The 26,314-nt window shown below is 42.1% G+C and carries 26 protein-coding genes and 1 riboswitch; of the genes, 23 read left to right on the plus strand and 3 right to left on the minus strand.

The genetic code is table 11. The annotated features are described in order from the left end of the window. Window positions 1–20: 20 nt before the first annotated feature. The 12 genes from dnaB (at window position 21) to ACLNCP_RS02900 (ending at window position 11,667) form a co-directional block, all read left to right on the plus strand. Window positions 21–1,373 carry a replicative DNA helicase gene (dnaB, locus tag ACLNCP_RS02845; RefSeq protein ID WP_049543256.1) on the plus strand — a complete coding sequence of 451 codons (1,353 nt, stop codon included), beginning with the start codon at window positions 21–23 and terminating at the stop codon, window positions 1,371–1,373. Between the two features lies 1 nt (window position 1,374). Further along, complete coding sequence (locus ACLNCP_RS02850; protein ID WP_001278169.1) at window positions 1,375–1,641, plus strand: Veg family protein; 267 nt, start codon at window positions 1,375–1,377, stop codon at window positions 1,639–1,641. Window positions 1,642–1,729: 88 nt separating this feature from the next. Continuing rightward, entirely contained in the window at window positions 1,730–2,848 is a 1,119-nt protein-coding gene (gene cbpD / locus ACLNCP_RS02855) for a choline binding-anchored murein hydrolase CbpD (RefSeq protein WP_049543254.1), read from the plus strand. Window positions 2,849–2,929: 81 nt separating this feature from the next. Further along, window positions 2,930–3,032, plus strand: a riboswitch (TPP riboswitch). A gap of 68 nt (window positions 3,033–3,100) precedes the next feature. Then, on the plus strand, window positions 3,101–3,391 hold the full coding sequence (locus ACLNCP_RS02860; RefSeq protein WP_000647688.1) for a thiamine-binding protein: 291 nt from the start codon (window positions 3,101–3,103) through the stop codon (window positions 3,389–3,391). Continuing rightward, window positions 3,354–4,112 (plus strand): ABC transporter permease, encoded by a 759-nt coding sequence (locus tag ACLNCP_RS02865; protein ID WP_162174238.1) that lies wholly within the window; start codon window positions 3,354–3,356, stop codon window positions 4,110–4,112. The genes ACLNCP_RS02860 and ACLNCP_RS02865 overlap by 38 nt, the downstream gene beginning before the upstream one ends. Window positions 4,113–4,150: 38 nt before the next feature. Continuing rightward, complete coding sequence (locus ACLNCP_RS02870) at window positions 4,151–5,158, plus strand: ABC transporter substrate-binding protein (protein ID WP_261013717.1); 1,008 nt, start codon at window positions 4,151–4,153, stop codon at window positions 5,156–5,158. After that, complete coding sequence (locus ACLNCP_RS02875) at window positions 5,158–5,886, plus strand: ABC transporter ATP-binding protein (RefSeq protein ID WP_173876694.1); 729 nt, start codon at window positions 5,158–5,160, stop codon at window positions 5,884–5,886. The genes ACLNCP_RS02870 and ACLNCP_RS02875 overlap by 1 nt, the downstream gene beginning before the upstream one ends. Before the next feature lie 118 nt (window positions 5,887–6,004). After that, on the plus strand, window positions 6,005–6,463 hold the full coding sequence (locus tag ACLNCP_RS02880; RefSeq protein WP_024057371.1) for a CtsR family transcriptional regulator: 459 nt from the start codon (window positions 6,005–6,007) through the stop codon (window positions 6,461–6,463). A 1-nt stretch (window position 6,464) separates the two neighbouring features. Next, window positions 6,465–8,897 carry an ATP-dependent Clp protease ATP-binding subunit gene (locus tag ACLNCP_RS02885; RefSeq protein WP_424844009.1) on the plus strand — a complete coding sequence of 811 codons (2,433 nt, stop codon included), beginning with the start codon at window positions 6,465–6,467 and terminating at the stop codon, window positions 8,895–8,897. Window positions 8,898–9,044: 147 nt separating this feature from the next. Next, window positions 9,045–10,103, plus strand: coding sequence for an AAA family ATPase (locus ACLNCP_RS02890; RefSeq protein WP_424844010.1), 1,059 nt, complete (start codon window positions 9,045–9,047; stop codon window positions 10,101–10,103). A gap of 9 nt (window positions 10,104–10,112) precedes the next feature. After that, window positions 10,113–10,892, plus strand: coding sequence for a nicotinamide riboside transporter PnuC (pnuC, locus tag ACLNCP_RS02895; protein WP_424844011.1), 780 nt, complete (start codon window positions 10,113–10,115; stop codon window positions 10,890–10,892). 1 nt (window position 10,893) lies between these two features. After that, window positions 10,894–11,667, plus strand: coding sequence for an NUDIX domain-containing protein (locus ACLNCP_RS02900; protein WP_218493582.1), 774 nt, complete (start codon window positions 10,894–10,896; stop codon window positions 11,665–11,667). Window positions 11,668–11,739: 72 nt separating this feature from the next. Here ACLNCP_RS02900 and ACLNCP_RS02905 read toward each other — a convergent pair whose 3' ends face one another. After that, window positions 11,740–11,970 carry a hypothetical protein gene (locus ACLNCP_RS02905; RefSeq protein WP_424844012.1) on the minus strand — a complete coding sequence of 77 codons (231 nt, stop codon included), beginning with the start codon at window positions 11,968–11,970 and terminating at the stop codon, window positions 11,740–11,742. Between the two features lie 278 nt (window positions 11,971–12,248). Here ACLNCP_RS02905 and ACLNCP_RS02910 point away from each other — a divergent pair, with 278 nt between their 5' ends. Continuing rightward, the gene (locus tag ACLNCP_RS02910; protein ID WP_424844013.1) at window positions 12,249–12,947 is read left to right on the plus strand and encodes a hypothetical protein; all 699 of its coding nucleotides are present in this window, start codon (window positions 12,249–12,251) and stop codon (window positions 12,945–12,947) included. Window positions 12,948–13,073: 126 nt separating this feature from the next. Then, entirely contained in the window at window positions 13,074–13,760 is a 687-nt protein-coding gene (locus tag ACLNCP_RS02915; RefSeq protein ID WP_261073856.1) for a DUF1275 family protein, read from the plus strand. Window positions 13,761–13,816: 56 nt separating this feature from the next. On the opposite strand, the gene dusB is transcribed toward ACLNCP_RS02915, so the two are convergent. Both dusB and hslO read right to left on the minus strand, forming a co-directional pair. After that, the gene (gene dusB, locus ACLNCP_RS02920) at window positions 13,817–14,797 is read right to left on the minus strand and encodes a tRNA dihydrouridine synthase DusB (protein ID WP_033678731.1); all 981 of its coding nucleotides are present in this window, start codon (window positions 14,795–14,797) and stop codon (window positions 13,817–13,819) included. Further along, window positions 14,784–15,656: an Hsp33 family molecular chaperone HslO gene (hslO, locus tag ACLNCP_RS02925; RefSeq protein WP_000357854.1), complete on the minus strand. Its 873-nt coding sequence runs from the start codon at window positions 15,654–15,656 to the stop codon at window positions 14,784–14,786. The genes dusB and hslO overlap by 14 nt, the downstream gene beginning before the upstream one ends. Before the next feature lie 164 nt (window positions 15,657–15,820). Here hslO and ACLNCP_RS02930 point away from each other — a divergent pair, with 164 nt between their 5' ends. The 9 genes from ACLNCP_RS02930 to dltD all read left to right on the plus strand — a co-directional run bounded on the left by ACLNCP_RS02930 (window position 15,821) and on the right by dltD (window position 26,239). Next, the gene (locus ACLNCP_RS02930) at window positions 15,821–17,248 is read left to right on the plus strand and encodes a helix-turn-helix domain-containing protein (protein ID WP_424844014.1); all 1,428 of its coding nucleotides are present in this window, start codon (window positions 15,821–15,823) and stop codon (window positions 17,246–17,248) included. 159 nt (window positions 17,249–17,407) lie between these two features. Continuing rightward, window positions 17,408–18,916: a glycerol kinase GlpK gene (gene glpK / locus ACLNCP_RS02935; protein WP_084953116.1), complete on the plus strand. Its 1,509-nt coding sequence runs from the start codon at window positions 17,408–17,410 to the stop codon at window positions 18,914–18,916. Window positions 18,917–18,957: 41 nt separating this feature from the next. Further along, complete coding sequence (gene glpO, locus ACLNCP_RS02940) at window positions 18,958–20,784, plus strand: type 1 glycerol-3-phosphate oxidase (protein WP_045612462.1); 1,827 nt, start codon at window positions 18,958–18,960, stop codon at window positions 20,782–20,784. Window positions 20,785–20,853: 69 nt separating this feature from the next. After that, window positions 20,854–21,558, plus strand: coding sequence for an MIP/aquaporin family protein (locus tag ACLNCP_RS02945; protein ID WP_004255366.1), 705 nt, complete (start codon window positions 20,854–20,856; stop codon window positions 21,556–21,558). A gap of 224 nt (window positions 21,559–21,782) precedes the next feature. Then, window positions 21,783–21,914 carry a teichoic acid D-Ala incorporation-associated protein DltX gene (locus ACLNCP_RS02950; RefSeq protein WP_000813667.1) on the plus strand — a complete coding sequence of 44 codons (132 nt, stop codon included), beginning with the start codon at window positions 21,783–21,785 and terminating at the stop codon, window positions 21,912–21,914. A gap of 20 nt (window positions 21,915–21,934) precedes the next feature. Then, window positions 21,935–23,485 carry a D-alanine--poly(phosphoribitol) ligase subunit DltA gene (gene dltA / locus ACLNCP_RS02955; protein WP_261121298.1) on the plus strand — a complete coding sequence of 517 codons (1,551 nt, stop codon included), beginning with the start codon at window positions 21,935–21,937 and terminating at the stop codon, window positions 23,483–23,485. Beyond that, on the plus strand, window positions 23,482–24,726 hold the full coding sequence (dltB, locus tag ACLNCP_RS02960) for a D-alanyl-lipoteichoic acid biosynthesis protein DltB (RefSeq protein WP_060627353.1): 1,245 nt from the start codon (window positions 23,482–23,484) through the stop codon (window positions 24,724–24,726). Before dltA ends, dltB begins: the two co-directional genes overlap by 4 nt. A 12-nt stretch (window positions 24,727–24,738) precedes the next feature. Continuing rightward, window positions 24,739–24,978: a D-alanine--poly(phosphoribitol) ligase subunit DltC gene (gene dltC / locus ACLNCP_RS02965; RefSeq protein ID WP_000351967.1), complete on the plus strand. Its 240-nt coding sequence runs from the start codon at window positions 24,739–24,741 to the stop codon at window positions 24,976–24,978. Continuing rightward, a complete protein-coding gene (gene dltD / locus ACLNCP_RS02970; protein ID WP_060627354.1) occupies window positions 24,971–26,239 on the plus strand; it encodes a D-alanyl-lipoteichoic acid biosynthesis protein DltD in 1,269 nt (422 codons plus the stop codon). Before dltC ends, dltD begins: the two co-directional genes overlap by 8 nt. Window positions 26,240–26,314: the final 75 nt, after the last annotated feature.

Consider the following 26,314-nt stretch of genomic DNA (forward strand, 5'->3'; position numbering starts at 1 on the left):
GTAAAAGGAAGGGAAGTCTGATGGCAGAAGTAGAAGAGTTACGAGTACAACCTCAAGATATCTTAGCTGAGCAATCCGTTTTAGGGGCTATCTTTATTGACGAGAGTAAGCTTGTTTTTGTGCGAGAATATATTGAGTCTCGGGACTTTTTTAAGTATGCCCATCGTTTGATTTTCCAAGCTATGGTCGATTTATCCGATCGTGGCGATGCTATAGATGCAACAACGGTTCGTACCATTCTTGATAATCAAGGTAATTTACAGAATATTGGTGGCCTGTCTTACTTGGTTGAGATTGTCAATTCTGTACCAACTTCTGCTAATGCGGAGTATTATGCTAAGATTGTTGCAGAGAAGGCCATGCTACGTCGATTAATCTCCAAGTTGACAGAGTCTGTCAATCAAGCTTACGAGGCTTCGCAACCAGCTGATGAAATCATTGCTCAGGCAGAAAAAGGCCTGATTGATGTCAGCGAAAATGCTAATCGAAGTGGATTTAAGAACATTCGAGATGTGTTGAATATCAACTTTGGAAATCTGGAAGCTCGCTCGCAACAAACGACCGATATTACAGGTATTGCGACAGGCTATCGTGACTTGGATCATATGACGACTGGACTTCATGAGGAGGAGTTGATTATCCTAGCAGCCCGTCCGGCGGTTGGTAAGACAGCCTTTGCTTTGAATATTGCTCAGAACATTGGGACTAAGTTGGACAAGACGGTAGCTATTTTCTCACTGGAAATGGGGGCGGAAAGTCTAGTGGATCGTATGTTGGCGGCAGAAGGTTTGGTGGAATCGCATTCTATCCGTACGGGTCAATTGACTGATGAGGAGTGGCAAAAATATACTATTGCTCAGGGTAATCTAGCTAACGCCAGTATCTATATCGATGATACGCCAGGAATTCGGATTACAGAGATTCGTTCTCGTTCTCGTAAACTGGCTCAAGAAACTGGAAATCTTGGTTTGATTTTAATAGACTATTTGCAGCTTATCACGGGAACTGGTCGGGAAAATCGTCAACAAGAGGTTTCAGAAATTTCACGTCAGTTAAAAATTTTAGCTAAGGAACTGAAGGTTCCAGTAATCGCTCTAAGTCAGCTTTCTCGTGGTGTAGAACAACGTCAGGATAAGAGACCGGTCTTGTCTGATATTCGTGAATCTGGGTCTATTGAGCAGGACGCTGATATTGTAGCCTTTCTTTATCGCGACGACTACTATGAGCGTGGTGGTGAAGAAGAGGAAGGCATACCGAATAATAAGGTAGAAGTTATTATCGAGAAAAACCGTAGTGGAGCTCGTGGAACGGTGGAATTAATTTTCCAAAAAGAATACAATAAATTTTCAAGTATCTCAAAGAGGGAGGCATAAGATGTCAGATGCATTTACAGATGTAGCCAAGATGAAAAAAATCAAAGAAGAAATCAAGGCACATGAGGGACAAGTCGTAGAAATGACTTTGGAGAATGGTCGTAAGCGCCAAAAAAATAGATTGGGTAAGCTAATTGAGGTTTATCCATCCCTATTTATCGTTGAATTTGGGAACGTTGAAGGAGATAAACAAGCTAATGTTTACGTTGAATCCTTTACTTACTCAGATATCCTTACAGAAAAGAATTTGATTCATTATCTTGACTAAAGTGAGAAATTTTCTCACTTTTTCTTTTTTCTCCGAATAGTTTAAGTGAAGGTAATCTTCGATTTATATTATTTTTCAAGGAGGAAGAATGAAAATTTCACCATTTAAAGTAGCAGAGACAAGATTTTCTTTCAGAAAATCAGCTAAAAAGGTTGTTCCCTTTTTAGTAGTAGGATTGATGTTAGCAGCGGGTAATAGTGTATATGCCTATTCCGGAGGAAATGGATCGATTGCGCGTGGGGATGATTATCCTGCTCATTATAAAAATGGGAGTCAGGAGATTGATAAGTGGCGCATGTATTCTCGTCAATGTACTTCTTTTGCAGCTTTTCGTTTGAGTAATGTCAATGGTTTTGAGATTCCGGCTGCTTATGGGAATGCGAATGAATGGGGCTATCGTGCTCGTCGTGAAGGCTATCGTGTCGATAATAGACCAGCGATTGGCTCCATTGCTTGGTCGACTGCAGGAACTTATGGTCATGTTGCCTGGGTGTCAAATGTAATAGGAGATGAGATTGAGATTGAAGAATACAACTATGGAATAAGAGAATCTTACAACAAGCGTGTCGTGAAGGCGAATACTATGACTGGTTTTATTCATTTTAAGGATTTGCCTGGTGGCAGTGTTGGGAATAGTCAATCCTCAGTTTCAACAGGAGGAACACATTATTTTAAGACTAAGGCTGCTATCAAAAATCAGCCTCTAGCTAGCGCAACTGCGATTGATTACTATTATCCTGGGGAGAATGTTCATTATGATCAAATTCTCGAAAAAGATGGGTACAAGTGGTTGAGTTATACGGCTTATAACGGAAGTCGTCGTTATATCCAGCTAGAGGGAGTAACCTCTTCACAGAATTATCAGAATCAATCAGGAAATAGCTCTAACTATGGATCCAATAACAGTTCAACTGTCGGTTGGAAGAAAATAAATGGTAGTTGGTATCATTTCAAATCAAATGGGTCTAAATCAACAGGCTGGCTGAAAGATGGTTCTAGCTGGTATTATTTGAAATCATCTGGTGAAATGCAGACAGGATGGTTAAAGGAAAATGGTCTGTGGTATTATTTGGATAGTTCAGGTGCAATGAAAACGGGCTGGTACCAAGTATCTGGTAAGTGGTATTATTCTTACTCTTCAGGCGCCTTAGCTGTTAATACGACGGTGGATGGCTACAGAGTAAATAGTGATGGAGAACGAGTATAGAAAATGGGAGTAGGAAATTTTTCCTACTTTTTCTGTAAGCAGTTTCCTTGACATTTTTTTGGTTTTGCGCTATCATATGTCCATATAATATATGGGAGTCTGTGTACAGTCTGAGAGGAAGCGTTAAGCTTCGACCGCACCTGATCTGGGTAATGCCAGCGTAGGGAACGATACTTAGTCTAATCTTGACCTTTTCCATATATGGCAAAGGTTTTTCTTTTTATCAAAGGAAAACGAGAAGTGGAGGTTGTTATGAAAGCAAGCATTGCCTTGCAAGTTTTACCCCTATCACAGGGGATCAATCGGATTGCTGTTATTGATCAGGTCATTGATTACCTGCAAGCTCAAGAAGTGACTATGGTGGTGACACCATTTGAAACGGTCTTGGAAGGGGAGTTTGATGAGCTTATGCGCATTCTCAAAGAAGCGCTAGAAGTGGCAGGGCAGGAGGCAGATAATGTCTTTGCCAATGTCAAAATAAATGTAGGAGAGATTTTAAGTATTGATGAGAAACTTGAAAAGTATACTGAGACGACACATTAGTCTATTGGGCTTTCTAGGAGTCTTGTCAATCTGGCAGTTAGCAGGTTTTCTTAAACTTCTCCCCAAGTTTATCCTGCCGACACCTCTTGAAATCCTCCAGTCTTTTGTGCGTGATAGAGAATTTCTCTGGCACCACAGCTGGGCGACCTTGAGAGTGGCTTTGCTGGGGTTGGTTCTGGGAGTTTTGATTGCCTGTCTCATGGCTGTGCTTATGGATAGTTTGACTTGGCTCAATGACCTGATTTACCCTATGATGGTGGTTGTTCAGACCATTCCGACCATTGCCATAGCCCCTATCCTGGTTTTGTGGCTCGGTTATGGGATTTTGCCCAAGATTGTCTTGATTATCTTAACGACAACCTTCCCCATCATCGTCAGCATTTTGGACGGTTTTAGGCATTGTGACAAGGATATGCTGACCTTGTTTAGTCTGATGCGGGCCAAACCTTGGCAAATCCTTTGGCATTTTAAAATCCCAGTCAGTCTGCCTTACTTTTATGCAGGTCTGAGGGTCAGTGTCTCCTACGCTTTTATCACAACAGTAGTATCTGAGTGGTTGGGAGGCTTTGAAGGACTAGGTGTCTACATGATTCAGTCCAAGAAATTGTTTCAGTATGATACCATGTTCGCTATTATTATTCTGGTATCGATTATCAGCCTTCTTGGTATGAAATTGGTCGATGTCAGCGAGAAATATGTTATTAAATGGAAACGTTCGTAGAATTAGAATGTTTCGGAAAAAGAAAAGAGGAAATCAAAATGAAAAAAACATGGAAAGTGTTTTTAACTGTTTTAACAGCTCTTGTAGCTGTTGTGCTTGTGGCCTGTGGTCAAGGAACTGCTTCCAAGGACAACAAAGAAGCAGAACTTAAGAAGATTGACTTTATCCTAGACTGGACACCAAATACCAACCACACAGGGCTTTATGTGGCCAAGGAAAAAGGTTATTTCAAAGAAGCTGGAGTGGATGTTGATTTGAAATTGCCACCAGAAGAAAGTTCTTCTGATTTGGTTATCAATGGCAAGGCACCATTTGCAGTGTATTTCCAAGACTATATGGCTAAAAAATTGGAAAAAGGAGCAGGAATCACTGCTGTTGCAGCTATTGTTGAGCACAATACATCAGGAATCATCTCTCGTAAATCTGACAATGTAGCTAGTCCAAAAGACTTGGTTGGTAAGAAATACGGAACTTGGAATGATCCAACTGAACTTGCTATGTTGAAAACATTGGTAGAATCTCAAGGTGGAGACTTTGAGAAGGTTGAAAAAATACCAAATAATGACTCAAACTCAATCACACCGATTGCCAATGGAGTATTTGACACTGCTTGGATCTACTATGGATGGGATGGAATTCTTGCCAAATCTCAAGGTGTAGACGCTAACTTTATGTACTTGAAAGACTACGTTAAAGAATTTGACTATTACTCACCAGTCATCATTGCTAACAACGACTACCTCAAAGACAACAAAGAAGAAGCACGTAAAGTCATCCAAGCTATCAAAAAAGGCTACCAATATGCCATGGAGCATCCAGAAGAAGCGGCAGATATTCTCATCAAAAATGCACCTGAACTTAAGGAAAAACGTGACTTTGTCATCGAATCTCAAAAATACTTGTCAAAAGAATACGCAAGCGACAAGGAAAAATGGGGGCAATTTGATGCGGCTCGCTGGAACGCCTTCTACAGATGGGACAAAGAAAATGGTATCCTTAAAGAAGACTTGACAGACAAAGGATTCACCAACGAATTTGTGAAATAATGACAGAAATTAGACTAGAACACGTCAGTTATGCCTACGGACAAGATAGGATTTTAGAGGATATCAATCTGAAAGTGACTTCAGGTGAAGTGGTTTCTATCCTAGGCCCAAGTGGTGTTGGTAAGACTACGCTTTTCAACTTAATTGCGGGGATTTTAGAAGTTCAGTCAGGGAGAATTGTCCTTGATGGTGAAGAAAATCCCAAGGGGCGCGTGAGTTATATGTTACAAAAGGATCTGCTCTTGGAGCACAAGACGGTGCTTGGTAATATCATTCTGCCCCTCTTGATTCAAAAGGTGGATAAGGCAGAAGCTATTGCTCGCGCAGATGAAATTCTTGCGACCTTCCAGTTGACAGCTGTAAGAGATAAATACCCTCATGAACTCAGTGGTGGGATGCGCCAGCGTGTAGCCTTACTCCGGACTTACCTTTTCGGGCACAAGCTCTTTCTCTTAGATGAGGCCTTTAGCGCCTTGGATGAGATAACCAAGATGGAACTCCATGCTTGGTATCTGGAGATTCACAAGCAGTTGCAATTGACGACCCTGATTATTACGCATAGTATTGAGGAGGCCCTCAATCTCAGCGACCGTATCTATATCTTGAAAAATCGCCCTGGGCAGATTGTTTCAGAAATTAAACTAGATTGGTCTGAAGATGAGGACAAGGAAGTTCAAAAAATTGCCTACAAACGTCAAATCTTGGCAGAATTAGGCTTAGATAAGTAGAAAAATAGGGAGTTGGTGAAGATTATCCTTTACCAGCGCCCTTTTTCTTTTAAAAATGAGAAAATTTCGGTATAATAGTCAAAGATAGTCAAGGTTTAAAGAGAGAGGTGGGTTTGTTATGAGATTTAAAAATACATCGGATCATATTGAGGCCTACATCAAGGCGATTTTAGATCAATCTGGAATTGTGGAGTTGCAACGGAGTCAGTTGGCAGATACTTTCCAGGTTGTTCCTAGTCAGATTAACTATGTGATCAAGACACGCTTTACGGAAAGTAGAGGATACTTGGTTGAAAGTAAGCGTGGTGGTGGAGGTTACATTCGCATAGGACGGATTGAGTTTTCTAGTCATCATGAAATGCTCCGCGATTTGCTTTACTCAATTGGTGAGCGAGTTAGTCAAGAAATTTATGAGGATATTCTGCAGCTTTTGGTTGAGCAGGAATTGATGACCAAGCAGGAGATGAATTTGCTAGTATCAGTAGCTTTGGATCGCGTACTAGGAGAAGAAGCTCCAGTTGTTCGTGCTAATATGTTACGACAGGTCATACAAGAGGTAGATAGAAAAGGGAAGTAAGATGAACTATTCAAAAGCATTGAATGAATGTATCGAAAGTGCCTACATGGTTGCTGGCCATTTTGGAGCTCGTTACCTAGAATCTTGGCACTTGTTGATTGCCATGTCCAATCACAGTTATAGTGTGGCAGGGGCGACTTTAAATGATTATCCATATGAGATAGACCGTTTAGAAGAGGTTGCGTTGGAACTGACTGAAACCGACTACAGTCAGGATGAAACCTTTACGGAATTGCCTTTTTCTCATCGTTTGCAGGTTCTCTTTGATGAAGCCGAATATGTAGCGTCAGTGGTCCACGCAAAGGTGCTAGGGACAGAGCATGTTCTCTATGCGATCTTGCATGATGGCAATGCCTTGGCAACTCGTATCTTGGAGAGAGCAGGTTTTTCTTATGAAGACAAGAAAGATCAGGTCAAGATTGCTGCCCTTCGTCGAAATCTAGAAGAACGTGCAGGTTGGACTCGTGAAGACCTCAAGGCTTTACGCCAACGCCATCGTACAGTAGCTGATAAGCAAAATTCCATGGCTAATATGATGGGCATGCCCCAGACTCCTAGTGGTGGTCTCGAGGACTATACGCATGATTTGACAGAGCAAGCGCGTTCTGGCAAGTTAGAACCAGTCATCGGTCGGGATAAGGAAATCTCGCGTATGATTCAAATTTTGAGTCGGAAGACTAAGAATAATCCTGTCTTGGTTGGGGATGCTGGAGTCGGGAAAACAGCTCTAGCGCTTGGTCTTTCCCAGCGGATTGCTAGTGGTGATGTACCTGCGGAAATGGCCAAGATGCGCGTGTTAGAGCTTGATTTGATGAACGTTGTTGCAGGGACACGCTTCCGTGGTGACTTTGAAGAACGCATGAACAATATCATCAAGGATATTGAAGAAGATGGTCAAGTGATTCTCTTTATCGATGAACTCCACACCATCATGGGTTCTGGTAGTGGGATTGACTCAACTCTGGATGCGGCCAATATCTTGAAGCCAGCCTTGGCGCGTGGAACTTTGAGAACGGTTGGTGCGACCACTCAGGAAGAATACCAAAAACACATCGAAAAAGATGCGGCCCTTTCTCGTCGATTCGCTAAAGTGACGATTGAAGAACCAAGTGTGGCAGACAGCATGACCATTTTGCAAGGCTTGAAGGCGACTTATGAGAAGCATCACCGTGTGCAAATCACAGATGAAGCGGTTGAAACAGCGGTTAAGATGGCTCATCGTTACTTGACGAGTCGTCACTTGCCAGACTCTGCTATCGACCTCTTAGATGAAGCAGCAGCAACAGTGCAAAATAAGGCAAAGCATGTAAAAGCAGACGATTCAGGTTTGAGTCCAGCTGACAAGGCCTTGATAGATGGTAAGTGGAAACAGGCAGCTCAGTTAATCGCAAAAGAAGAGGAAGTGCCTGTCTATAAAGACTTGGTGACAGAGTCTGATATTTTGACCACCTTGAGTCGCTTGTCAGGTATCCCCGTTCAAAAACTGACTCAGACTGATGCTAAGAAATACTTAAACTTGGAAGCTGAACTGCACAAACGTGTCATCGGTCAAGATCAAGCTGTTTCAAGCATTAGCCGTGCGATTCGCCGCAACCAGTCAGGGATTCGCAGTCATAAGCGTCCGATTGGTTCCTTTATGTTCTTAGGGCCTACAGGTGTCGGTAAGACCGAATTAGCCAAGGCTTTGGCGGAAGTTCTTTTTGATGACGAATCAGCCCTTATCCGCTTTGATATGAGTGAGTATATGGAGAAATTCGCAGCCAGCCGTCTCAACGGAGCTCCTCCGGGTTATGTGGGTTATGAAGAAGGTGGGGAGTTGACCGAGAAAGTTCGCAACAAACCATACTCTGTTCTCCTCTTTGACGAGGTAGAGAAGGCCCACCCAGACATCTTTAATGTTCTCTTGCAGGTGCTAGATGATGGTGTCTTGACAGATAGTAAGGGACGCAAGGTCGACTTTTCAAATACCATTATCATCATGACATCAAACCTTGGTGCGACAGCCCTTCGTGATGACAAGACCGTCGGATTTGGGGCAAAGGACATTCGTTTTGACCAGGAGAATATGGAAAAACGCATGTTCGAAGAGCTGAAAAAGGCTTATAGACCTGAGTTTATCAACCGTATTGATGAAAAGGTGGTCTTCCATAGCCTGTCTAGCGACCATATGCAGGAAGTGGTGAAGATTATGGTCAAACCTTTAGTGGCAAGTTTGGCTGAAAAAGGCATTGACTTGAAATTACAAGCTTCCGCACTGAAATTATTGGCAAATCAAGGATATGACCCAGAGATGGGAGCTCGTCCACTTCGCAGAACCCTGCAAACAGAAGTGGAAGACAAGTTGGCAGAACTTCTTCTTAAGGGAGATTTGGTGGCAGGCAGCACACTTAAGATTGGTGTTAAAGCAGGCCAGTTAAAATTTGATATTGCATAAAAATGGAGAATCAGGAGCAATCTTGGTTCTCTTTTTTGCTAGTTTTTTATAAAAAACAATAAAAAACTATTGACAAAACAAAAATATAGTTTATAATAAAAACATAGATAATGAAAATATCAAAAAATATAAAAAGGCAATAGGTTTATGAAAAAGAAAACAGCAGTGGTATTTGGAACCTTTGCTCCGCTTCATCAAGGACATATCGATCTAATCCAGCGAGCCAAACGGCAGTGTGACCAGGTCTGGGTTGTCGTTTCAGGTTATGAGGGCGACAGAGGGGGACAGGTAGGCTTAACGCTTCAAAAAAGATTCCGCTATATCCGAGAGGCCTTTCGTGATGACGAGTTGACCTCCGTTTGCAAGTTGGATGAGACTAATCTTCCCCGTTACCCTATGGGCTGGCAGGAGTGGTTGGATCAAATGTTAGCGGAGATTTCCTATGATGAAACCCAGCAAGAACTAATTTTCTTTGTGGGAGAAGCAGACTACCAGCAAGAATTATCAAATCGTGGCTTTGAGACTGTCTTGCAAGAAAAAAAGTTTGGTATCTCAGCTACTATGATTCGAGAAAATCCAAGCAAATATTGGAAATATATCGCTCAACCCTTCCGTCGTCAGTTTACAAAGAAAGTGTTGATTATGGGAAGTGCCAGCAATGGGAAGACCACTCTAGCCAAGGATTTGGCAAGGTATTACGATGCACCCGTCAGTCTGGAATACGCACGTGAGTACCAGATCAAAAACAATGTCCGTGACGATGAATTGACTCCAAAAGATTACTATTATCTCCTTTTAGGACAGTATGACCAGACCTCTAAATTAATCGACAGTAATGCCAATAGGGGACTGGTGATAGCTGATACCAACTCCTTAGTAACCAAGGGCTACTATGATTATTACATGGAGACTGAGGACCAAGGGGATTTATCAGGAGAGACTTTTGATAATCTCTTTGCCTCAATCTTAGCTAAGGAAAAATGGGACTTGATTCTCTTTGTGCAGCCTGTCGGCTCCTATGTCAATGACGGATTTAGAGATATGACCATGGCAGAAGACCATATTCGTCATAGTTTTTCCCAGCATTTGGACCAGATGAGAGAGCGATATTTAACCACCATTCCACTAGTTTATCTAGCTGAGGATTATCTAGGAAATTATGAAGTAGCAAAAGTGGCTATTGATGCCATTTACCAAGCAGATTAGGAGAAAAATATGAAAAAACTAACTGAAAAAATCACACAATTTATCGAAAACTTTAAAAATGTCCATGCGGAAGCTCGTAAGATCGGTTTTGCAGGAATCATGCACCTGCTCTGGAAAGATCTCTTTGTGGGCCGTAGCCTCTTCCAGTGGTTGTATCTCATCGCCTTGTCAAGTGTTCCCTTGATCTTGGAATTCACGCAAAATACAGAAAGTCATGACTGGATGAGCTTGTTTGCCTCTTGGACTGGGATTGTCTGTGTTATCTTGGTAGCAGAAGGACGTGCAAGTAATTATCTCTTTGGGGCTATCAACTCTGCTATCTATTTGATTTTGGCCATGAATGCGACTTTTTATGGTGAAGTTTTGACGACTGTTTACTTCTTCGTCATGCAGCCGATTGGTCTCTATGCTTGGCTGTCTAACCGTATCAATGACCAAGGAAAAGCAGAAGAATCTCATTTTGAAGCTAAGAAATTATCTGTACTTGACTGGCTCAAGTACTTAGCCTTGACTGCTATCATCTGGATTGGTATGGGCTTAGCTTACCAAAGTATCCATAGTGCTCGCCCTTTCCGTGATAGTGTTACCGATGCGACCAATGGTGTCGGCCAGCTCTTGATGACACGTCTCTATCGCGAGCAATGGATTTTCTGGATTGCAACCAATCTCTTTAGTATCTACCTTTGGTGGGGTGAAAATATCCATATTCAAGGGATGTACTGGGTCTACACACTCAATAGTCTAGTAGGTTGGTACCAATGGACCAAGGCAGTTCGTAAGGAGGCATAAAATGGCGGATACGATGATTCCAGCAGGGATGACGGAAAAAGAATTTTTTGAAGTTCATGCAAGTCAGGAAGAGTTTTTAGACTGGTACTACAAGCAGGAACTCCCTCAATACGAAAAACCAAGTGTGACGGTGGATATGGTAGCCTACTGCTTTGTCGAAGGAAAGATCAAGCTCTTATTAATTCGTCGCAAGGCTCACCCTTATCAAAATTGTTTGGCCTTAGTTGGAGGATTTATGGACAAGGGCGAAGATGCTGCGCATGCCTGTCAGCGTGAGGTGAGAGAAGAAGTTAATCTCGATCTTCCTTTGGAAAAAATTGAGCAATTGATGACCGTATCGACCCCCGGCCGTGACCCACGGGGCTGGACAGTGACCATTGCCCACTTGGTTTATCTGCCTAGTCGTGCATTAGAACTTGTTCAAGCAGGAGACGATGCCAAGGATGTCGTTTTCGTAGATGTCGATTTTCAGACAGGCAAGTGCTTCTTAAAGGGAGTAGAGTTGGAGGAGCAAGCCTTCGCTTTTGACCATTATGCCATTATCCAAGAATCCATCAAACGAATCCAAGGCCGTCTCGACTGGAATCCGACCTTCCTTTATCTGCTGGAGGAGGAGTTCACTGTCTACGAAGGAACTGAACTGGTCAATCTTATCAACCCCGGTCGTCCAATCGTCAGCAATAACTTTCTCGTAAAATACGGAGAATATGTAGAAGAAGTCGGACTCAAACGAGTGCCTAAAAAGAAACCAAGAAAAACCTATCGATTGAAATAAAAAACGAGGTCGGGACAAAGTTCCCGATCTCTTTATTTGCCTTTATTAGTTTGATTTGCTGTTGCGACTGTTTTAGGGATGGCTATCTTTCTTAGAATTACTCAACATGTGAGTAAAGAAGTCTTTGTATCGATACTTGAGATATTTCTCATGTAAAAATAACAAAGCGATGTAGACAATCATAAAGCTTGTAGTCAGATAGAAGACATCAAATGCAGTTCGCGCATAGTAAGTGGCTGTTTCATAAGAGCAAATAGCTCCCAAAATCAACCAAGGAAGATACTTGTAATATTTGCTTAACATAAGCCTACACCTCCTATATTCTATTTCAATGTTATTATATTCCTTTGCACTTAAAGTTGCAAGCGATTACAAAAAAACGAATTCAAATTTTTAATAGGAAAATCTCCTGTTTTTCTGTTTTATTACGAATAGAAGAGTAGGAGGAGTAAATGTATCTAAAGTATTTAAGATTTTTAAAATAGTTTAGATAAATTGTTGACATATTCAAATGCGAATGTTACAATTATATTACAAAAAGATTTCTTCATATTTCTAAAATATTACAAAGGAGTAGAAAAATGAAAAAGAAAACCTATATCAAATTGATGGCAGCAACTGTATTGGCTTCTACCTTGCTACTGGGAGCTTGTGGAAATAAAAAGGAAACAACTCAAGCAAGCAGTTCTGCTAAGACAAGCCAATCATCAAGCTCTAAAGCAGCTTCTGCTAGCAAAGAAAGCAAGACTCAGAAGTCCTCAAGTTCAGCTTCATCTGAAAAGGCTAAGGCATCTACTGATCAATCTTCAGCAACTGCAACGCCATCACAAGCGGCACCTGCACCAGAGCAAAGACAGGGTCAAGAAGTGTCTAATCAACAGGCGGCTAGTCAACAAACTCCTGCTCAGGCTTCTTCAACTCAACAGGCTCCTCAAGCCCAGTCTAACCAATCAAGCTATGATCCTACAACTGACCGCAAACTTCAAGACAAGCAAGCAGAACAAAATAAACGCTACAAGGGTGTGTTAACCATGGTAGATGGTGATTTCTCAGCTGCAGCCGGAAATTGGAAGGGAGCCAATGGCGAAACCATTACAGTTTCATCCGGCGGTCAATTCACAGTAGAATCTGCTGATGGAAAGAAAGAAAACTACTCTATCAGAGGCTATTCTTATACTCTTGATGATGGCAAGTATAATGCCAAAATCGGTGGAGGGAAAGTCATCCAAATTACAACAGGAGCGGATGGCAAGGTTTCCAGTGTTGCTTTGAGTCAATAATAAAATTTGGTGCTTTAACTTTTACTAGAAATCGTGCTGTAAAAGAGTGAGCCAACTGTTTTTCACTTAGTTTCTCCAAGAGAAAGTGGTATAATAAAAAAATCAAAGGAAAACGAGTGATAATACATGGCGGATAAATTAATATTACCTCAAAACACACGACTAATGGGAGTATTTCTTGGATTTGTAGGTGGTTCTTTGGATGTGTTTTGCCATATTCAATACCATAGTTTGGTAGCGACACAGACAGGGAATATTCTCCTACTTATATCTGATTGGCACGACTCAAATGTTATTAATACGATGCTACGATTCTGCTCAATTATCTTCTTTTCTCTAGGATTTCTGTTTGCCCTACACATGAAAGAATACCGCAAAACGGCCTACTGGCGAGTTAAGATGTTGCTTCCTTTATTTATTGGGACACTTATTTTGCCTTTCTTTTCACGATCTCCTCTATTAGAAGTTCCTTTCATCGCTTTTGGAACAGGAATGATGATGCTAACATTTACGGGTAGCTTGATTGAAGATCATCCCTATGTCATTTTTATGACGTCTGGAAATTACCGAAAGATGTTGACCGCTTTGTATCGCATTGCTAGAAGAGAAGGAAATATCCAAGAATACCGTCGTCAAGCCTTAAATTATGGGATTGTTGTGGGAAGTTTCATAGTGGGGGCAATCAGCTTGGCTGTATTGATGCATTTTCTTCATGAATGGTCTGTTTGGATTATCAGCCTCAATTTGTTTTTGATTATGTCCTACTATATAGCTAGAGTGAAGCAATTAGATTTACAAGATGAAAACATATAAAAAACGACAAGACTCATTTTTGAGCTTTGTCGTTTTTGTGAGTTGTAGATGTGAGACTATGCTTTATCCAATTGCAAGAGTGCCTCAATCTCTGCTAGGGTGCTAGCTTGTGAAATAGCTCCACGGAGCTTGGCTGCGCCAGATGTTCCACGGAGGTAGTGAGGAGCGAGGCCCCGGAATTCACGAACTGCGACGTTTTCTCCTTTGAGGTTAATCAAGCGTTTCAAGTGTTCGTAGGCGATTTTCATCTTGTCCTCAAAGGTCAAATCAGGTAGGATTTCTCCTGTTTCAAAGTAGTGGTTGATTTGGTTGAAGAGGTAAGGATTTCCCATGGCAGCGCGGCCAATCATAACTGCGTCAGCACCGACTTCTTCGATGCGTTGTTTGGCTTCTTGGACCGTACGGATATCACCGTTGGCGATAAATGGAATCTTGGTCAGAGCTTGAGCTACGTCGTGCAAGGTCTCAAGGTCTGCGTGACCTGTATACATTTGCTCACGGGTACGGCCATGCATAGCGAGGGCAGAAACACCTGCTGCCTCAGCAGCGAGGGCATTTTCTACTGCCAGAGATGGGTCGGCCCAGCCGGTACGCATCTTGACGGTGAGGGGAATATCAAGGACAGACTGAACCTTGTTGATGATAGAGTAAATCTTGTCTGGATCCTTGAGCCACATAGCGCCAGCTTCGTTTTTCACGATTTTGTTAACTGGGCAGCCCATGTTGATATCGACTATATCGGTCTTGGTATTTTCTTGGATGAATTCTGCTGCGCGCGCTAGGCTGTCTTCATCACTACCAAAAAGTTGGATAGAAACAGGGTTTTCACCTTCATCGATATGAAGCATGTGCAGGGTTTTTTCATTGTTGTATTGGATTCCCTTGTCAGAGACCATTTCCATTACAACGAGTCCAGCTCCAAGCTCTTTTGCGATAGTACGAAAGGCTGAGTTGGTCACGCCAGCCATGGGTGCTAAAACGGTACGATTGGGAATCTCAACATTGCCAATCATAAAAGGTGTATTAAGATTTGTCACGAATGAGTTCCTCCAGGTCGTTTTCATCAAAGTTGTAAGTAGTTTGGCAGAATTGACAAGTGATTTCTGCTCCGTGGTCTTCCTCTTTCATTTCCTGCAAGTCTGAGCTTGGAAGGCTAGCAAGAGCGTTCATAAAGCGCTCATGGCTACAGTCACATTGGAAACGGATTTCTTCTTCAGAAAGACGCTTGTAGGCCTCGTCGCCGTAGATAGCCTTGAGGAGGGCTTCAATATGGTCTTCACTCTCTAGAAGAGTCGAGATAGCTGGCATTTCTTGGATGCGTTTTTCAAAGCGAGCAATCTCTTCTTCCTTGGCTCCTGGTAAGACTTGGACTAGGAAACCACCTGCAACCTTGACCTTGTCTTCTTCGTCTAAAAGGACATTGAGGCCGACTGCAGAAGGGGTCTGTTGGCTTTCAGTCAGGTAAAAGGCAAGGTCTTCACCGATTTCTCCAGAGATGAGAGGAGTCATAGAGTTGTAAGGGTTTCCAGTACCGTAGTCTGTGATAACGAGGAATTGACCATTTCCAACAAAAGGTCCAACTAGGACTTCACCAGTTGCAGTCTTTTTGATGTCGACACCAGGATTTTGAACGTAACCTTTGACATTCCCCTTGGTATCAGCGACGGTGATGATAGCACCTAGAGAGCTAGAACCCAGCACCTTAACTGTTAGTTTGGTATTTCCTTTTTCATTGGCTGCGAGAATCTGGCTAGCGATAAGGGTACGACCAAGTGCAACGGTTGAACTGGCTTGAGTTTGATGTTTTTCTTGAGCAGTGCGGACGGTTTCAGTGCTATCAAGGACAAAAGCACGAAAGGCGCCGCTTTCTGATATAGTTTTAATAATTTTATCCATAGCTACTATTTTAGCACAAAAATTCCCAAAGGGGGAGCCGTGTGTTTGCTGATTTTCAGGATAATAGACCAGGAAATCAGCATGAAAATAAAAAGAGAAACAGATTATTTCATCATTTTTAAGTTTTGTGTTATTCTAAAGGAAGAAAATGAAAGGGGTAACAAATGTATTTAGGAGATTTGATGGAAAAGGCCGAATCTGGCCAATTTTCAATCCTTTCCTTTCTGTTACAAGAGTCTCAGACGACTGTCAAGGCTGTAATGGAGGAAACAGGATTTTCAAAAGCAACTCTAACCAAATATGTCACCCTACTTAATGACAAGGCTTTGGATAGTGGCTTAGAGCTGACTATTCACTTAGAAGATGAAAATCTGCGTCTATCGATCGGTGCAGCTACCAAGGGGAGAGATATTCGGAGCTTGTTTTTGGAGAATGCTGTTAAATACCAGATTTTGGTTTATCTTCTCTACCACCAACAGTTTTTAGCCCATCAATTGGCTCAAGAATTGATGATTAGTGAGGCTACGCTTGGTCGCCACTTAGCTAGTCTAAATCAGATTTTGTCAGAATTTGACTTATCCATCCAAAATGGACGTTGGCGAGGTCCAGAGCATCAGATTCGCTATTTCTATTTCTGTCTTTTTCGCAAGGTCTGGTCAAGTCAGGAGTGGGAAGGTCACATGCAGAAACCAGAGAGAAAGCAGGAGATTGGCAGTTTAGAGGAAATCTGCGGTGCGAGTTTGTCTTCGGGGCAGAAATTGGATTTGGTTCTCTGGGCTCACATTAGTCAACAGCGTCTTCGGGTCAATGCTTGTCAGTTTCAAGTGATAGAAGAGAAAATGCGGGGGTATTTTGACAATATTTTCTACCTTCGTTTGCATCGAAAGGCTCCGTCATTTTTCGCTGGACAACACCTTCCTCTAGGAACTGAGGATGGGGAGATGATGATTTTCTTCTCTTTCCTCCTATCTCATCGCATTCTTCCTCTTCATACTATGGAGTATATTCTTGGATTTGGAGGGCAGTTGGCAGCTTTACTGACGCAATTGATTCAAGAAATGAAGAAGGAGGAGTTACTGGGTGATTATACAGAGGACCATGTTACCTATGAACTCAGTCAGCTTTGTGCTCAAGTCTATCTTTATAAGGGCTATATTTTACAGGATCGCTACAAGTACAAGTTAGAGAATCGTCATCCATATTTACTGATGGAACATGATTTTAGGGGGACGGCAGAGGAGATTTTTCATGCTCTACCTGCCTTTCGGCAGGGGACGGATTTGGATAAGAAAATTCTCTGGGAATGGCTTCAGTTGATGGAATATATGGCAGAAAATGGTGGTCAGCATATGCGGATTGGTCTGGATTTGACATCTGGTTTTCTTGTCTTTTCAAGGATGGCAGCCATTTTAAAACGGTATTTGGAATACAATCGTTTTATTACCATTGAAGCCTATGACCGAACTCGACATTATGATTTGCTGGTTACCAATAACCCGATTCATAAGAAGGAACAAACACCAGTCTATTATTTAAAAAATGACTTGGATATGGAAGATTTGGCGGCTATTCGTCAGTTATTATTCACTTAAAAGGCTTGGTCGTTCCAGGTCTTTTTTGTGAAATTCACACAATCTCCTCACATTTTTTAAAAAATTAAAAAAAGTTGATAAACAAGAAAGCGCTTTATTTTGTATACTAGTAAGTGTAAAGAGGAAACATCCTCAAGATCTTTATCAGGAGGACAGCACATGTCACAAGAAAAATACATCATGGCCATTGACCAGGGGACTACAAGCTCTCGTGCCATTATTTTCAACAAAAAAGGAGAAAAGGTCAGCTCGAGTCAAAAAGAGTTTACCCAGATTTTCCCTCAGGCAGGTTGGGTAGAGCACAATGCCAATGAAATTTGGAACTCAGTCCAGTCAGTTATTGCGGGTGCTTTCATCGAAAGTGGTGTCAAGCCAAGTCAAATCGAAGCAATCGGAATTACCAACCAACGTGAAACAACTGTTGTCTGGGATAAGAAAACAGGGCTCCCTATCTACAACGCTATCGTTTGGCAGTCTCGCCAAACAGCCCCTTTAGCTGAGCAACTAAAAAACCAAGGTTATGTGGAAAAATTCCATGAAAAGACTGGTTTGATCATCGATGCTTACTTCTCTGCTACCAAGGTTCGTTGGATTTTGGACCATGTAGAAGGCGCTCAAGAGCGAGCAGAAAAAGGGGAATTGCTCTTTGGTACTATCGATACTTGGTTGGTTTGGAAATTGACTGACGGTGCGGCTCACGTGACTGACTACTCAAATGCAGCTCGTACCATGCTTTATAACATTAAAGAACTCAAATGGGATGACGAGATTTTGGAAATCCTCAACATTCCTAAGGCTATGCTGCCAGAAGTTCGTTCTAACTCTGAAATCTACGGTAAGACAGCCCCATTCCATTTCTATGGTGGAGAAGTTCCAATCTCAGGTATGGCTGGAGACCAACAAGCAGCTCTCTTTGGACAGTTGGCCTTTGAACCAGGTATGGTCAAGAATACTTATGGAACAGGTTCTTTCATCATCATGAATACTGGTGAAGAGATGCAGTTGTCTGAAAACAATCTCTTGACAACGATTGGTTACGGAATCAACGGCAAGGTTTACTATGCCTTGGAAGGTTCAATCTTCATCGCAGGAAGCGCCATTCAGTGGCTTCGTGACGGTCTTCGCATGGTAGAAAATTCACCAGAATCTGAAAAATACGCTCGTGATTCTCACAACAATGATGAAGTTTATGTCGTTCCAGCCTTTACAGGTCTAGGTGCTCCATACTGGAACCAAAACGCTCGCGGTTCTGTCTTTGGCTTAACTCGTGGAACAACTAAAGAAGACTTTATTAAGGCGACTTTGCAATCTATCGCTTATCAAGTGCGTGATATCATCGATACGATGCAAGTGGATGCGCAGACAGCTATCCAAGTCTTGAAAGTAGACGGTGGTGCAGCTATGAACAATTTCCTCATGCAGTTCCAAGCTGACATTTTGGGAATCGATATCGCACGCGCCAAAAACTTGGAAACAACAGCTCTAGGTGCAGCCTTCCTAGCAGGTTTGTCAGTGGGCTATTGGAAGGACTTGGATGAGTTGAAACTCTTGAACGAGACAGGAGAACTCTTTGAGCCATCTATGAACGAATCGCGCAAGGAACAACTCTACAAGGGCTGGAAGAAGGCTGTAAAAGCAACCCAAGTCTTTGCGGAAATAGACGACTAATACTGGAAGAATAAAGTGACTTAGTTAGAAAGTGTGTAAAAATGGAATTTTCAAAGAAAACACGTGAATTATCAATTCAAAAAATGCAGGAACGTACCTTGGACCTCTTGATTATCGGTGGAGGAATTACAGGGGCTGGTGTAGCCTTGCAGGCAGCAGCTAGTGGTCTAGATACTGGTTTGATTGAAATGCAGGACTTCGCAGAAGGGACATCCAGCCGTTCAACAAAACTGGTTCACGGAGGACTACGTTACCTTAAGCAATTTGATGTAGAAGTGGTATCAGATACAGTTTCTGAACGTGCAGTGGTTCAACAAATCGCTCCACACATTCCGAAACCAGACCCAATGCTCTTGCCAGTTTACGATGAAGATGGAGCTACTTTTAGCCTCTTCCGTCTTAAAGTAGCTATGGATCTTTACGACCTCTTGGCAGGTGTCAACAACACACCAGCTGCTAACAAGGTTTTGAGCAAGGAAGAAGTCTTGGAACGCCAGCCAAACTTGAAGAAAGAAGGTTTGGTAGGAGGTGGAGTTTATCTTGACTTCCGTAACAACGATGCGCGTCTCGTGATCGAAAACATCAAACGTGCCAACCAGGACGGTGCCCTCATTGCTAACCACGTGAAGGCAGAAGGCTTCCTCTTTGACGAAAGTGGCAAGATTACAGGTGTTGTAGCTCGTGATCTCTTGACAGACCAAGTCTTTGAAATCAAGGCCCGTCTGGTTATTAACACAACAGGTCCTTGGAGCGACAAGGTGCGCAATTTGTCTAATAAGGGAACACAATTCTCACAAATGCGTCCAACTAAGGGAGTTCACTTGGTAGTGGATTCAAGCAAGATCAAGGTTTCACAGCCAGTTTACTTTGATACAGGTTTGGGTGATGGCCGTATGGTCTTTGTTCTCCCACGTGAAAACAAGACTTACTTCGGTACAACGGATACAGACTACACAGGTGATTTGGAACATCCAAAAGTGACGCAGGAAGATGTAGATTACCTACTTGGCATTGTCAATAACCGCTTCCCAGAAGCCAACATTACTATTGATGATATCGAAAGCAGCTGGGCAGGTCTTCGTCCATTGATCGCAGGCAATAGCGCTTCTGACTACAATGGAGGAAATAACGGAACCATCAGTGATGAAAGCTTTAACAACTTGATTACGACTGTTGAATCTTACCTCTCTAAAGAAAAAACTCGTGAAGATGTAGAGGCTGCTGTTAGCAAGCTTGAAAGCAGTACCTCTGAGAAACATTTGGACCCATCTGCAGTTTCTCGTGGTTCTAGCTTGGACCGAGATGATAATGGTCTCTTGACCCTTGCTGGTGGTAAAATCACAGACTACCGTAAGATGGCTGAAGGAGCTATGGAGCGCGTGGTTGACATCCTCAAAGCAGAATTTGACCGTAGCTTTAAACTCATCAATTCTAAGACTTACCCTGTTTCAGGTGGGGAATTGAACCCAGCAAATGTGGACTCAGAAATCGAAGCCTTTGCGCAACTTGGAGTGTCACGTGGTTTGGATAGCAAGGAAGCTCATTACCTAGCAAATCTTTATGGTTCAAATGCACCGAAAGTCTTTGCTCTTGCTCATAGTTTAGAACAAGCACCAGGACTCAGCTTGGCAGATACCTTGTCCCTTCACTATGCAATGCGCAATGAGTTGGCTCTGAGCCCAGTTGACTTCCTCCTTCGTCGTACCAACCACATGCTCTTTATGCGTGATAGTTTGGATAGCATCGTTGAGCCAGTTTTGGATGAAATGGGACGATTCTATGACTGGACTGAAGAAGAAAAAGCCGCTTACCGTGCGGATGTCGAAGCAGCTCTTGCTAACAACGATTTAGCAGAATTAAAAAATTAAGAAAAAATCAAAGAGGTGGAGGGCAGGCCTCCTTGTCGCCCGCCCCTTCTTTTTAATGGAGACAGAAAGATGATGAATGAATTATTTGGAGAATTTCTAGGGACTTTAATCCTAATTCTTCTAGGAAATGGTGTTGTTGCTGGTGTGGTTCTTCCAAAAACCAAGAGCAACAGCTCAGGTTGGATTGTGATTACGATGGGTTGGGGGATTGCAGTTGCGGTTGCAGTATTTGTATCTGGCAAGCTCAGTCCAGCTCATTTAAACCCAGCTGTGACAATTGGTGTGGCTTTAAAAGGTGACTTGCCTTGGGCTTCCGTTTTGCCTTATATCTTAGCCCAGTTCGCAGGGGCTATGCTCGGTCAGATTTTGGTTTGGTTGCAATTCAAACCACATTATGAGGCAGAAGAAAATGCAGGAAATATTTTGGCTACTTTCAGCACAGGCCCAGCTATAAAAGATACTGTATCAAACTTGATTAGCGAAATCCTTGGCACCTTTGTATTGGTATTGACAATCTTTGCTTTGGGACTTTATGACCTTCAAGCAGGAATCGGAACCTTTGCAGTGGGAACTTTGATTGTCGGTATCGGTCTATCACTAGGTGGGACAACAGGTTATGCCTTGAACCCTGCACGTGACCTTGGACCTCGTATCATGCACAGTATCCTTCCAATTTCAAACAAGGGAGACGGAGACTGGTCTTATGCCTGGATTCCTGTTGTGGGACCTGTTATCGGTGCAGCCTTGGCCGTGCTTGTATTCTCACTTTTCTAATCTAGAAAACAATTATGTTGATAAAGCTTGAGATGAAAATCTCAGGCTTTTTTAAAAATATACATAGAAAAACCGCATAATTTTAAAATTAGCTTAAATATAATGAAAATCTACGGCAAACAATTGAAAAAATACTATATAAAGTGGTACAATGGTAGAAAAATAAGCTAGTAAGAATCACTCTTATTTTAGCGAAAAATTACAGAAATGAATGGTTTTTCTTGATGAAACAGAGAAAAGAATTGTACCTCTTTCTTGGTCGGACAGCCTTGTATTTTCTTATCTTTCTGGGGCTGCTTTACTTTTTTAGCTATCTTGGTCAGGGTCAAGGAAGCTTTATCTATAATGAATTTTAACTTGAAGGAGAATCCCTATTGTGTCAAATAAACCAATAGTAGATATGATTGAAACCATTGAGCATTTTGCTCAGACACAGCCTAGCTATCCTGTTTACAATGTTTTGGGACAGGAACACACTTATGGAGATTTAAAGGCTGATTCGGATAGTTTGGCTGCAGCCATTGATCAACTGGATTTGCCAGAGAAGTCTCCTGTGGTCGTTTTTGGTGGCCAAGAATATGAAATGTTGGCAACCTTTGTAGCGCTGACTAAGTCAGGTCATGCCTACATTCCCATTGACAGTCATTCAGCCTTGGAGCGAGTTTCAGCTATTTTAGAAGTAGCAGAGCCAAGCTTGATTATTGCCATCTCAGACTTTCCATTGGAGCAGGTTTCTACACCGATGATGACTCTAGCTCAGGTTCAAGAAGCCTTTGCTCAAGGGTCTAGCTATGAGATCACGCATCCAGTCAAGGGAGATGATAACTACTACATTATCTTTACTTCTGGTACAACTGGTAAGCCTAAAGGAGTGCAGATTTCACATGATAACCTCCTCAGCTTTACCAACTGGATGATTACGGATAAGGAATTTGCGACGCCAAGTCGTCCGCAAATGCTGGCTCAGCCACCTTATTCTTTTGACCTGTCTGTCATGTACTGGGCACCGACCTTGGCACTGGGTGGTACGCTTTTCGCTCTTCCTTCAGCCATTACTCAGGATTTTAAGCAACTCTTTGCGACCATCTTTTCATTGCCAATCGCTATCTGGACATCAACGCCTTCTTTTGCGGATATGGCCATGTTATCAGAAGACTTCAACAGCGAGAAAATGCCAGGTATCACGCATTTTTACTTTGATGGCGAAGAATTGACGGTCAAAACGGCTCAAAAACTACGTGAGCGTTTCCCCAATGCCCATATTATCAATGCCTACGGTCCAACAGAAGCGACAGTAGCCCTGTCAGCTGTTGCTGTGACAGACGAGATGTTGGCAACTCTCAAACGCCTACCAATCGGCTATACCAAGGCTGATTCTCCAACCTTTATCATTGACGAGGAAGGCAATAAATTGCCAAATGGCGAACAGGGAGAAATCATTGTTTCTGGACCAGCCGTTTCAAAAGGTTATATGAACAATCCTGAAAAAACGGCAGAAGCCTTCTTTGAGTTTGAAGGTCTACCAGCCTACCATACAGGAGATGTGGGAACTATGACAGATGAAGGCTTGCTTCTCTACGGCGGACGCATGGACTTCCAGATTAAGTTCAACGGTTACCGCATTGAGTTAGAAGATGTCTCTCAAAACCTAAATAAGTCTCGCTTTATCGAGTCTGCTGTAGCTGTACCACGTTATAATAAAGACCACAAGGTGCAAAATCTATTGGCTTATGTCATCTTGAAAGACGGTGTTCGTGAGCAGTTTGAGCGAGATATTGATATTACCAAGGCTATCAAGGAAGATTTAACAGATATCATGATGTCCTACATGATGCCGTCTAAATTCCTTTATCGAGACAGTTTGCCACTGACTCCAAATGGAAAGATTGACATCAAAGGATTGATTAACGAGGTGAATAGCAGATGATGGAGTTCTTTCAACAGCTTCCTCATTTAGAGCCATACGGCAATCCTCAGTATTTTGTCTACGTGATTGCTGCAACCTTACCTATCTTTATTGGCCTCTTTTTCAAGAAACGCTTTGCCTGGTATGAAGTGCTGGTTAGCCTCTTCTTTATCGTCACCATGTTGGTGGGTGGGAAGACCAATCAATTGGCAGCCTTGGGTATTTACCTTTGCTGGGAGATATTGCTCTTACTCTTCTATAAGCATTATCGAAAAAGTAAGGATGGCAAGTGGGTCTTCTACCTAGTTAGCTTTCTATCCCTCCTTCCGATTATCTTTGTCAAGGTGCAGCCAGCTATCAATGGAACGCAGTCTTTGCTTGGATTTTTGGGAATTTCTTACCTGACCTTTCGTTCGGTTGGGATTATCATCGAGCTGAGAGATGGAGTGATTAAGGATTTTACCCTCTGGGAATTCCTCCGTTTTCTTCTCTTCATGCCGACTTTCTCGAGTGGTCCAATTGATCGCTTTAAGCGTTTTAATGAAAATTATCAGACCATTCCTGAGCGGGATGAGTTGCTGGATATGTTGGATGAATCTGTTCGCTATATCATGTGGGGATTTTTGTACAAGTTTATCCTAGCTCATATTTTAGGAGAGACCTTACTCCCTCCTCTGAAGAATCTAGCCCTGCAGTCAGGTGGCTTCTTTAACCACTATGCCTTGGCAGTTATGTATACCTTTGGTCTGGAGCTTTTCTTTGACTTTGCAGGTTACTCTATGTTTGCCTTAGCCATTTCAAATTTGATGGGAATTCGTAGCCCTATCAACTTTAATAAGCCCTTTTTATCAAGGGATTTAAAGGAATTTTGGAATCGTTGGCATATGAGTCTGTCCTTCTGGTTCCGTGACTTTGTCTTTATGCGAATGGTCATGGTGTTGACTAGAAAGAAGGTCTTTAAAAATCGCAATGTAACCTCAAGTGTGGCCTACATTGTAAATATGCTGATTATGGGATTTTGGCATGGCGTGACCTGGTACTACATCGCCTATGGACTCTTTCATGGATTGGGTTTGGTCATCAATGACGCTTGGGTTCGTAAGAAAAAAACACTCAATAAGGAACGGAAAAAAGCAGGGAAGCCTGCTCTACCTGAGAATCGCTGGATTCAGTTGCTTGGCATGGTTATCACCTTCCATGTCGTCATGCTGTCATTCTTAATCTTTTCTGGATTCTTGAATGATTTATGGTTTAAAAAATAAAGGAAATAAAATATGGATATCAAATCAGAAGTTATCGAAATTATTGATGAGTTGTTTATGGAAGATGTTTCTGACATGATGGATGAAGATCTTTTTGATGCAGGTGTCTTGGATAGTATGGGAACGGTAGAGTTGATTGTGGAGATTGAAAACCGTTTTGACATTCGCGTTCCTGTAACAGAGTTTGGTCGCGACGACTGGAATACAGCCAATAAAATCATAGCTGGTATTGTGGAGCTACAAAATGCTTAAACGCTTATGGATGATTTTCGGGCCCATCTTCATAGCTGGATTTTTGGTTCTTCTACTCATCTTTTTTTATCCAAGTACAACAAGCCATAATCTGACGGAGGAGAAATATTCGGCGGCTTCTGTTAGTGTAGAGAGTTTTAAAGAGAGAAGCCAAAAAGTAAGGGCTCTTACAGATCCAAATATGCGTTTTGTTCCCTTCTTTGGCTCCAGTGAATGGCTTCGTTTTGACGGTGCCCATCCTGCGGTATTGGCTGAGAAATACAACCGCTCTTATCGCCCCTATCTTTTAGGACAGAGGGGAGCTGCATCGCTCAACCAGTATTTTGGGATGCAACAGATGTTGCCACAACTGGAGAATAAACAAGTTGTATATGTCATCTCGCCCCAGTGGTTTAGTAAAAATGGCTATGAGCCAGCAGCCTTCCAGCAGTATTTTAATGGGGATCAGTTGACGAGTTTTCTGGAACATCAATCTGGAGATCAGGCTAGTCAATATGCAGCGACCCGCTTACTACAGCAGTTTCCAAATGTAGCTATGAAGGACCTGGTTCAGAAGTTGGCAAGTAAAGAAGAATTGTCGACGGCAGACAATGAAATGATTGAATTATTGGCTCGTTTTAATGAACGTCAAGCTTCCTTTTTTGGTCAGTTTTCGGTTAGAGGCTATTTCAAATACGATAAGCATGTAGCTAAGTATTTAAAGACCTTGCCAGATCAGTTTTCTTATCAAGCTATAGAAGATGTTGTCAAAGCAGATGCAGAAAAGAATACTTCTAATAATGATCTGGGAATGGAGAATTATTTCTATAATACACAGATTAAGAAGGATTTGAATAAATTAAAGGATTCTCAGAAAAATTTTACCTATCTCAAGTCGCCAGAATATAATGACTTGCAGTTAGTGTTGACACAGTTTTCTAAATCCAAGGTAAACCCGATTTTTATCATTCCACCTGTTAATAAAAAATGGATGGACTATGCTGGTTTACGAGAGGATATGTACCAACAAACGGTGCAGAAGATTCGCTACCAGTTAGAAAGTCAAGGTTTTACCAATATAGCAGATTTTTCTAAGGACGGTGGGGAAGCTTTCTTTATGAAGGATACCATTCACCTTGGTTGGTTAGGTTGGTTGGCATTTGATAAGGCCGTTGATCCTTTCCTATCCAATCCCACACCAGCTCCGACTTATCATCTGAATGAGCGCTTTTTCAGTAAAGACTGGGCGACTTATGATGGAGATGTCAAGGAATTTCAATAGATCATAATATAGAAGAGTTCAAGGATGAAACTAGTTTTCACGTTTTTTCTTGACTCTTTTTTTGGTTGTGATATA

The organism is Streptococcus sp. CL6.35, from assembly GCF_049737915.1.
Classification (GTDB): domain Bacteria; phylum Bacillota; class Bacilli; order Lactobacillales; family Streptococcaceae; genus Streptococcus.

Coding starts and splice junctions, on each gene's coding strand:
- dnaB (WP_049543256.1), top strand. CDS start 21: ATGGCAGAAGTAGAAGAGTTACGAGTACAACCTCAAGATATCTTAGCT.
- ACLNCP_RS02850 (WP_001278169.1), top strand. CDS start 1,375: ATGTCAGATGCATTTACAGATGTAGCCAAGATGAAAAAAATCAAAGAA.
- cbpD (WP_049543254.1), top strand. CDS start 1,730: ATGAAAATTTCACCATTTAAAGTAGCAGAGACAAGATTTTCTTTCAGA.
- ACLNCP_RS02860 (WP_000647688.1), top strand. CDS start 3,101: ATGAAAGCAAGCATTGCCTTGCAAGTTTTACCCCTATCACAGGGGATC.
- ACLNCP_RS02865 (WP_162174238.1), top strand. CDS start 3,354: ATGAGAAACTTGAAAAGTATACTGAGACGACACATTAGTCTATTGGGC.
- ACLNCP_RS02870 (WP_261013717.1), top strand. CDS start 4,151: ATGAAAAAAACATGGAAAGTGTTTTTAACTGTTTTAACAGCTCTTGTA.
- ACLNCP_RS02875 (WP_173876694.1), top strand. CDS start 5,158: ATGACAGAAATTAGACTAGAACACGTCAGTTATGCCTACGGACAAGAT.
- ACLNCP_RS02880 (WP_024057371.1), top strand. CDS start 6,005: ATGAGATTTAAAAATACATCGGATCATATTGAGGCCTACATCAAGGCG.
- ACLNCP_RS02885 (WP_424844009.1), top strand. CDS start 6,465: ATGAACTATTCAAAAGCATTGAATGAATGTATCGAAAGTGCCTACATG.
- ACLNCP_RS02890 (WP_424844010.1), top strand. CDS start 9,045: ATGAAAAAGAAAACAGCAGTGGTATTTGGAACCTTTGCTCCGCTTCAT.
- pnuC (WP_424844011.1), top strand. CDS start 10,113: ATGAAAAAACTAACTGAAAAAATCACACAATTTATCGAAAACTTTAAA.
- ACLNCP_RS02900 (WP_218493582.1), top strand. CDS start 10,894: ATGGCGGATACGATGATTCCAGCAGGGATGACGGAAAAAGAATTTTTT.
- ACLNCP_RS02905 (WP_424844012.1), bottom strand. CDS start 11,970: ATGTTAAGCAAATATTACAAGTATCTTCCTTGGTTGATTTTGGGAGCT.
- ACLNCP_RS02910 (WP_424844013.1), top strand. CDS start 12,249: ATGAAAAAGAAAACCTATATCAAATTGATGGCAGCAACTGTATTGGCT.
- ACLNCP_RS02915 (WP_261073856.1), top strand. CDS start 13,074: ATGGCGGATAAATTAATATTACCTCAAAACACACGACTAATGGGAGTA.
- hslO (WP_000357854.1), bottom strand. CDS start 15,656: ATGGATAAAATTATTAAAACTATATCAGAAAGCGGCGCCTTTCGTGCT.
- ACLNCP_RS02930 (WP_424844014.1), top strand. CDS start 15,821: ATGTATTTAGGAGATTTGATGGAAAAGGCCGAATCTGGCCAATTTTCA.
- glpK (WP_084953116.1), top strand. CDS start 17,408: ATGTCACAAGAAAAATACATCATGGCCATTGACCAGGGGACTACAAGC.
- glpO (WP_045612462.1), top strand. CDS start 18,958: ATGGAATTTTCAAAGAAAACACGTGAATTATCAATTCAAAAAATGCAG.
- ACLNCP_RS02945 (WP_004255366.1), top strand. CDS start 20,854: ATGATGAATGAATTATTTGGAGAATTTCTAGGGACTTTAATCCTAATT.
- ACLNCP_RS02950 (WP_000813667.1), top strand. CDS start 21,783: ATGAAACAGAGAAAAGAATTGTACCTCTTTCTTGGTCGGACAGCCTTG.
- dltB (WP_060627353.1), top strand. CDS start 23,482: ATGATGGAGTTCTTTCAACAGCTTCCTCATTTAGAGCCATACGGCAAT.
- dltC (WP_000351967.1), top strand. CDS start 24,739: ATGGATATCAAATCAGAAGTTATCGAAATTATTGATGAGTTGTTTATG.
- dltD (WP_060627354.1), top strand. CDS start 24,971: ATGCTTAAACGCTTATGGATGATTTTCGGGCCCATCTTCATAGCTGGA.